This window comes from Bradyrhizobium sp., assembly GCF_030697065.1.
Classification (GTDB): Bacteria; Pseudomonadota; Alphaproteobacteria; order Rhizobiales; family Xanthobacteraceae; genus Bradyrhizobium.
This window is the reverse complement of sequence record NZ_JAUYQU010000013.1, coordinates 1-6,281: the sequence shown is the minus strand read 5'-3', so window position 1 is coordinate 6,281 and position 6,281 is coordinate 1. Positions and strand designations below refer to the sequence as shown.

At 64.8% G+C, this 6,281-nt stretch carries 9 protein-coding genes and 1 tRNA gene; 6 read left to right on the top strand and 4 right to left on the bottom strand.

Features of this window, described 5'->3' with window-relative positions; translation table 11 throughout:
• The first annotated feature begins 495 nt into the window (after positions 1–495).
• Both Q8R73_RS01150 and Q8R73_RS01145 read left to right on the top strand, forming a co-directional pair.
• Positions 496–1,317: an alpha/beta fold hydrolase gene (locus Q8R73_RS01150; RefSeq protein WP_305717716.1), complete on the top strand. Its 822-nt coding sequence runs from the start codon at positions 496–498 to the stop codon at positions 1,315–1,317.
• 442 nt (positions 1,318–1,759) lie between these two features.
• Positions 1,760–2,491 (top strand): FkbM family methyltransferase, encoded by a 732-nt coding sequence (locus Q8R73_RS01145; RefSeq protein ID WP_305717715.1) that lies wholly within the window; start codon positions 1,760–1,762, stop codon positions 2,489–2,491.
• On the opposite strand, the gene Q8R73_RS01140 is transcribed toward Q8R73_RS01145, so the two are convergent.
• Complete coding sequence (locus tag Q8R73_RS01140; RefSeq protein ID WP_305717714.1) at positions 2,492–2,887, bottom strand: YciI family protein; 396 nt, start codon at positions 2,885–2,887, stop codon at positions 2,492–2,494.
• Between the two features lie 252 nt (positions 2,888–3,139).
• On the opposite strand from Q8R73_RS01140, the gene Q8R73_RS01135 reads away from it, so the two are divergent.
• The 3 genes from Q8R73_RS01135 to Q8R73_RS01125 all read left to right on the top strand — a co-directional run bounded on the left by Q8R73_RS01135 (position 3,140) and on the right by Q8R73_RS01125 (position 4,122).
• Positions 3,140–3,328: a hypothetical protein gene (locus Q8R73_RS01135; RefSeq protein WP_305717713.1), complete on the top strand. Its 189-nt coding sequence runs from the start codon at positions 3,140–3,142 to the stop codon at positions 3,326–3,328.
• 308 nt (positions 3,329–3,636) lie between these two features.
• Positions 3,637–3,710: transfer RNA gene (locus Q8R73_RS01130), tRNA-Gly, on the top strand.
• Positions 3,711–3,753: 43 nt separating this feature from the next.
• Positions 3,754–4,122 carry a YbaN family protein gene (locus Q8R73_RS01125; RefSeq protein WP_305717712.1) on the top strand — a complete coding sequence of 123 codons (369 nt, stop codon included), beginning with the start codon at positions 3,754–3,756 and terminating at the stop codon, positions 4,120–4,122.
• Positions 4,123–4,190: 68 nt separating this feature from the next.
• Here Q8R73_RS01125 and Q8R73_RS01120 read toward each other — a convergent pair whose 3' ends face one another.
• The 3 genes from Q8R73_RS01120 to Q8R73_RS01110 form a co-directional block, all read right to left on the bottom strand.
• The gene (locus Q8R73_RS01120; protein ID WP_305717711.1) at positions 4,191–4,454 is read right to left on the bottom strand and encodes a hypothetical protein; all 264 of its coding nucleotides are present in this window, start codon (positions 4,452–4,454) and stop codon (positions 4,191–4,193) included.
• A gap of 216 nt (positions 4,455–4,670) precedes the next feature.
• Complete coding sequence (locus Q8R73_RS01115; protein ID WP_305717710.1) at positions 4,671–5,054, bottom strand: type II toxin-antitoxin system VapC family toxin; 384 nt, start codon at positions 5,052–5,054, stop codon at positions 4,671–4,673.
• Positions 5,051–5,308: a type II toxin-antitoxin system Phd/YefM family antitoxin gene (locus Q8R73_RS01110; protein WP_305717717.1), complete on the bottom strand. Its 258-nt coding sequence runs from the start codon at positions 5,306–5,308 to the stop codon at positions 5,051–5,053. The genes Q8R73_RS01115 and Q8R73_RS01110 overlap by 4 nt, the downstream gene beginning before the upstream one ends.
• A gap of 193 nt (positions 5,309–5,501) precedes the next feature.
• Here Q8R73_RS01110 and Q8R73_RS01105 point away from each other — a divergent pair.
• Positions 5,502–6,281: CaiB/BaiF CoA-transferase family protein (locus tag Q8R73_RS01105; RefSeq protein WP_305717709.1), on the top strand; the 780-nt coding region annotated here is incomplete at its 3' end.

Below are 6,281 nucleotides of genomic sequence, written 5' to 3'. Positions count from 1 at the left end.
AAACCGTACCACGCGACTTCTAGTCTTGATCGGCTCCCCAGTGCACAAACGCGCCGCCGAGACGGGCACAGCATACATCGGATCGGCGCAAGCCAGAAGATCGCGCCTCGCGCTCCGTCAGCAAGCAACTCGGGCAGCGACCGCACATCTGCGGCGCCCCGCCATAGAAAACGGAGAGACCGCCATGACACTTCTCAGCAGGTGGCATGCACTTGCCCGAACGCGCGAGACCATACCCGTGCTGGAAGGCTCAGCACCGACATGCTGCGCGACATCGGCCTAGACCACCGGGCCAGGCCCGCGCTGCCTTCCGCCGCGTGTGGCTCAGAGACGACCTGAACCGCCTTTGAGAACCTCGACGACGCGGCCGCCGGTCATCGCACGCTTCTTTCGGCGAACCGGGGGGCGCTGTTCGCGCAGCCTGAACCTGCTCTGCGTCGGCAACCATCCTCAACCTGATTTTTCGGCTCGCGCGACCAACTCATGGAGAAACGAATGAAAACGCGAAACTACCGGATCAGCGTCGGGCCGGCGCTTGACCTTGACATCGGCGAAACGGGAGCCGTGGACGGCCGCCCGGTGATCCTGATCCACGGCTTGTCTGACAGCTGGTCGTCCTATCTGCCGTTGATGGCAGAGATGCCCGACGACATGAGGCTGATCGCCGTGTCGCTGCGCGGGCACGGCAACAGCGCGAAGCCGGCACAGGGTTACCGCCTCGCCGACATGGCGCGCGACGTGCTCGCGGTGATGGATGCGCTCGGCCTCGCGCGCGCCGATGTCGTCGGCCACAGCCTCGGCTCAACGGTGGCGCAGAAGCTTGTGGAACTGGTGCCGGGGCGCGTTGCCAGCCTGACACTGATCGGCGCCTTCATCCGGATGGGTACCGATCCGGCGGTCATCAGCTTCAGGGATGACGCGATCGTGCCGTTGACGGATCCGGTTGACCCCGGCTTCGTCCGGGAGTTCCAGGAGGGCGCCGTTGGCCCGGATACGCCACGCAAGATCATCGAGCGTGCGGTGGCCGAAAGCATGAAACTGACGGCCAGCGATTGGAAGGCGGCGATGGATGCCGCGGTGGCGGCCGATTTGACTCATGCACTCGACGGGTTCACTGGTCCGGTCCTTGTGTTGCATGGCCAGCTTGACGGCTTCTGTCTTGCGGCAGAACAGGCGGAACTGGCTCTGGGCGAGGGGCGCAGGCTGATTAGCCAAGCGCATTGGGGCCATTCGCCGCACTGGGAACATCCGGCCGAGACGGCATCGATGCTCGCGCGGCTCATTGGCGAAGAGGCCGCCACGCAGCCGGCGGCCTGAGGCAATCGGCGCGCCAATTCTACACTGGCGCGCGCGGCACCGACTCTTGGGCGAGACGAGGGCATCGCGCGGCCTACGTCACGGAAGCTTTAAGGCCCCGCTCGTCCGCGCCGGCGGCAAAGCATTTCCACAATATTGGCGAGGATCGAACCCCTGCACCCCATGATTCGGTCGGATCTCAACCGGGTGAGGGCCAAGCCCAAAATAACTGTTTTTCGCTTCAAAGCGCGAAAAAATCCCGCACCTTGGCGTAAGGCTCTGGCTTTGCTATTAGGTTCCACAACTTCTTCCCCACCACGCTTCGCCCTGACGGGCTACGCGTGGCGCAGCCACGCAAGAGCGTCAGGTCGAAGCGTGTCCGGCGTAGCTTGAGCGCAGCGAAAGCGAAGACGGGCCAAAGCGACATTTGAAACTTCATCCCCCTCTGAGCTCGCGACGCCGGATGCCCCTGATCGAGACTGCGCGATTTCTGGTGCGGGGGCTGAAGGCCAGGTTCCGCGATCAGAAATGCGAGTTCGACGTCATCCGGCGGCTTGTCCGGCCCGGCGACATCGTCTGCGACATCGGCGCCAACAAGGGCAGTTTCGTGCTGTGGCTGTCCCGTTGGTGCCGGGGAGGCCGGGTGATCGCGTTCGAGCCGCAGCCGGACTTCGCAGCGCGCCTCGCCGCTGTGTGCCGGACGCTACGGCTCGACAATGTGACGGTCGAGGCCAAAGCGGTCCATGCGCGCTCCGGCGCGCAGGACCTGTTCGTGCCGTCGGGTCATTCGCCTGGCGCATCGCTCACCCGCAAGGCGGTGGAGGCGTCGAGCTTCACCACGCTGTCGGTGCCGGTGGTCGCGCTCGACGATTATTTTGTCGAGAGCGACCGGATCGCGCTGCTCAAGATCGACGTCGAGGGCGCCGAGCTCGGGGTGCTCCAGGGCGCCGAGCGGATCCTGCGCCGGCACGCGCCGCTGCTGGTGCTGGAGTGCGAGAACCGCCACCTCGCGCCGGGCGATGTCGGGGAGGTCTTTGGCTGGCTCGAGGCCCTCGGTTATCGCGGCTGCTTCATCTGCCGCGACAAGCTCTTGCCGCTGTCGGAATTCGTCGTGGACGTCCATCAGCGCCGGCATGGCGAATGGTTCTGGAAGAGCAGGGACTACTGCAACAATTTCGTCTTTGTGAAGGGGTGATCACCCCTCGTCGCCTGCCGCCTCCGTCACCGGGAAGGGCACGCCCGGCAGATAAAGCTGGACCGGACGAATCTCGTAGACCGCGCTCGGATTGACGCGGCGCAGGTCGCGCGCGGCCTCGATGGCGGCTTCCTCGCTGGCGCAGTCGAGGACGTAGAGGCCCAGCAACTGCTCCTTGGTTTCGGCGAACGGACCGTCGATCACGGTTCCGGCGCCCGGGCCGCGCAGGGTGCGGGCCTTCCCGGTCGCCCCCAGCCGCGCCGCCGGTCCGAGCCGTCCCTCCTGGTGCAGCCGGTCATGGACCCGATGCAGGTCCACCATCAGCGCCGCGTCCTCTTCCGGCGTCCAGGACGTGACCTCGGTTTCGACGTGATAGGCCAGCAAGGCATAGAGCATCGGTATCTCCTGAAGGTGCCGGATCGGCTGTTGGGGGTACACCTGAACGTCGCCTGTTTGCGGAAGACGTTCGGCCGGGGCCAATCCCGACAATCCGGCATTCTGCAGGAAAAGCGCCCCGTTGGCAGCCTTGCGGAACCGCGACGAAACACTCCGGAAACACGATAGTGAAAACGGCCTTGAACGCGGCGCTCCGGGTTAACGACTGATGGGCAGAACGCAGCAATTGCGCGCCCACCAACGGAGACGGTCATGTTACGCAAGCCAGCCACCATCATCAGCGACAGCGTGCGGGCTCCTGCGGCGTCGCAGGCGGGCGACTGGCACGACGTGGCCGGCCACCACCGCTACTACGGCAGCTCGGCCTGCAACGGCGGCGAGCGGATCATCGAAAATCGCCGCGGACCGCGCCCGCGATCGGTCAATGTCTGCGGCTTCTGATCATTCCAGCCAGCAAAAAAGCGCGACGGGATGGCTCCCGTCGCGCTCCAACTCTTGAACTCGCTGGTCCAGGGCTGAGAGCGCCCCGATGCCGGGCCGGTTAGAGCCTAGCGGGCGATCCCAGCGAGGTGACAGCGCTTGGTAAGAGACACTGGATCACCTCCTTTCGTTGCGTTGATGGAGACATCAGTATAGGCAGGATTCGGCCGATGTTAAGGGGGCCGGGGGAGGGAACCGGTGCCGCTGGCCGACAAATCCGCCCGGGGCAGTTGAGGCTGCCTGACCGGCGTGATAGTTCATCGCCAGATGCGGGTGTAGCTCAATGGTAGAGCAGCAGCCTTCCAAGCTGAATACGAGGGTTCGATTCCCTTCACCCGCTCCAGTCGATCCACCGAACCGCGAAAAGCTGGTTCTCGGCCAAACCAATGCGCATTTTCTATTTCTGCCTGGGGTGGGTGCTGGTCGCGCTCGGCGTGATCGGCGCGGTGACGCCGCTGCTGCCGACGACGATTTTCCTGATCGGTGCGGCCGGCTGTTTCGCGCGCTCCTCGCCGCGGCTGGAGGCATGGCTGCTCGACCATCCCAGATTCGGCAAGCCGCTGCGGGACTGGCGCTCCGCCGGCGCCATCTCGCGTCCGGCCAAGATCACGGCCTGCGCGGGGATGACATTCGGGTTTGTCGTATTCTGGTTCAGCACCCATCCGTCGATGCCGGCGGCGGCCGGCGTCGCGACGGTTCTGCTGGCGAGCGCGGCTTACGTCGTGTCGCGTCCGACCATCGTGGACCAGCCGTGAAGCGGTGCCATGCGAACGCCGCCGGGGTCATTCCGGCGGCGCCCGCAAAATCTTCGAAGCCGGGGGATTTATCGGCCACCACCGCCGCCGCCACCGCCGCCTCCACCACCACCGCCGGCATCGAGCATCGCCCGATTGTCGACAGCGTTGTTCCTGACCGAATAGGTCTGGCGCGAAATGGTCGCGAGATAGGCGAGGTGATCGCTGCAGGCCTGCCGCGATACCGCTTCGTCGCAAAGCCGGGGTGCAAACGCATGGGCGTTGGTCGTCGCCATGGCGCCCATGGCGAGGGCGGCCAGCGCTGCTGCGGATAGTATTGATTTCATCGACATCTGAAACTCTCCATTCCCTGTCTGGCGAAACCGGAATGGTTCGCACGGCAGTTCGACGGCGACAGATGAAAACCGGTTCGAACGCGCCGGCGAAAAATTCCGGGCCGCGCACGCCAACGTGAATGGTCGACGCCTGCCGTCGGCGGCCGGCCGCGGCGCCGCGACGGGTCACCTAAAGCGCCAAAAGACGGCTTCGCGATCCCGGCCGCGGCGAAATCACAACACGCCCTTGATGTCGGTCCTGGTGAAATCGCCACCGACATAGAGCAGGGGACAGTCGTGTTCTTTCGCGACTTCATAGGCAAAGCAGTCGCCGAAATTCAGTCCGGCGGCATCGATGCCTTTTCCCCAGCGACCATAGGCCGCCGCAATCCGCCGCGCCGAAGCGGGGGTGACCGCGAGGGCGGTGAAGCCGAGCCCGTCGATCAGGCTCTCGATCTCTTCGTGGACATTGCGCCGCGCCGCCACGATCAAGGCCTCCGCGATGGTGCCGGCCGAGATCAGGACGTTGTCTTCGTTCTCCAGCGCGGCAATGCAGGCATCGGCCTGCGCCTCATCGAGCGCGATCGCCATCAGCGCGGAGGTATCGACCGCGATCATCCGGGCAGGCCGTCGTCGCCATAGAGAAAATCCTGGCTTCGCGCCGCATCCGGCCCCGCGATTGCCTTGGCCGAACCGCGCGCCCGAACCTGCTCGAGCAGCATGCGCCTGTCTTTCCGGTCCAGCACCGCCACGACCGGTACCAGCCGCACCGCTTCATGCCCGTGCCGGGTCAGGATCACTTCGTCGCCGGCTTCGGCGCGCCGCACCAGCTCGGTCAATTGTGCCTTGGCTTCGGTGACGGAAATCCGCACGGGGTGTTTCTCCAGTGCAAAATAATAGACCATTGAATGGTCCATGTCAATGAAACGCCTTGCCGCAGCCAACGGATGGCTTCATGTCCTGAGCGCAGTGCTTGGCGCCGGCAAAATAGTGTATCCGCTGATTCACATTCGCCGGGTCGCATGCGCCCGCGCGACAAGACCAAAAATTCCGGAGGAACTCCCCATGTCGGCTCTGCCCCTTCAAGGCATCAAGATTCTCGATCTGACGCGCGTGCTGGCGGGGCCGTTGTCGGCGCAGATGCTGGGCGATCTCGGCGCCGAAGTGATCAAGATCGAGCGGCCGGGCGGCGGCGACGACGCGCGCGCCTTCGGTCCACCCTACCTCAGCGATCCCGAGGGCAAGGCGAACAACAACAACTCGTTCTATCTGTGCGCCAACCGCAACAAGAAATCGGTCACCGTCAACATCGCCACCCCGGAAGGCCAGGACATCGTCCGCGAACTGGCAAAATCCTGCGACGTGATGATGGAGAACTACAAGGTCGGCGATCTCAAGCGCTACCGGCTGGATTATGAATCGATTCGGGCGATCAATCCCGCCATCATCTATTGCTCGGTGACCGGCTTCGGGCAGACCGGGCCTTACGCGCCGCGCGCCGGCTATGACGCGATCCTGCAGGCGATGGGCGGCCTGATGAGCGTCACCGGCCATCTCGACGGCGAGCCCGGCGAGGGCCCGATGAAGGTCGGCCCCTCCATCGTCGATTACATGACCGGCATGAACTCGTCGATCGGCATTCTGGCCGCGCTCTATCACCGTAAGGCCAATGGCGGCGCGGGGCAGCATGTCGACGTCTGCCTGTTCGACACCGTGATCGCCTCGCTGTCGCATTACGCGCAGATCTTCCTCGTCAACGGCCAGACCCCGCCGCGGCGCGGCACCTGGGGCAATGGCGGCATGCCCGCCGGCGTGTTCCGCTGCACCGACGGCGAATTGATGCTG

Bases quoted from the DNA above. Each gene is read 5' to 3' on its own strand.
- Q8R73_RS01145 (WP_305717715.1), top strand. From the start codon at position 1,760: ATGCCCCTGATCGAGACTGCGCGATTTCTGGTGCGGGGGCTGAAGGCC.
- Q8R73_RS01150 (WP_305717716.1), top strand. From the start codon at position 496: ATGAAAACGCGAAACTACCGGATCAGCGTCGGGCCGGCGCTTGACCTT.
- Q8R73_RS01115 (WP_305717710.1), bottom strand. From the start codon at position 5,054: ATGATCGCGGTCGATACCTCCGCGCTGATGGCGATCGCGCTCGATGAG.
- Q8R73_RS01120 (WP_305717711.1), bottom strand. From the start codon at position 4,454: ATGTCGATGAAATCAATACTATCCGCAGCAGCGCTGGCCGCCCTCGCC.
- Q8R73_RS01125 (WP_305717712.1), top strand. From the start codon at position 3,754: ATGCGCATTTTCTATTTCTGCCTGGGGTGGGTGCTGGTCGCGCTCGGC.
- Q8R73_RS01135 (WP_305717713.1), top strand. From the start codon at position 3,140: ATGTTACGCAAGCCAGCCACCATCATCAGCGACAGCGTGCGGGCTCCT.
- Q8R73_RS01140 (WP_305717714.1), bottom strand. From the start codon at position 2,887: ATGCTCTATGCCTTGCTGGCCTATCACGTCGAAACCGAGGTCACGTCC.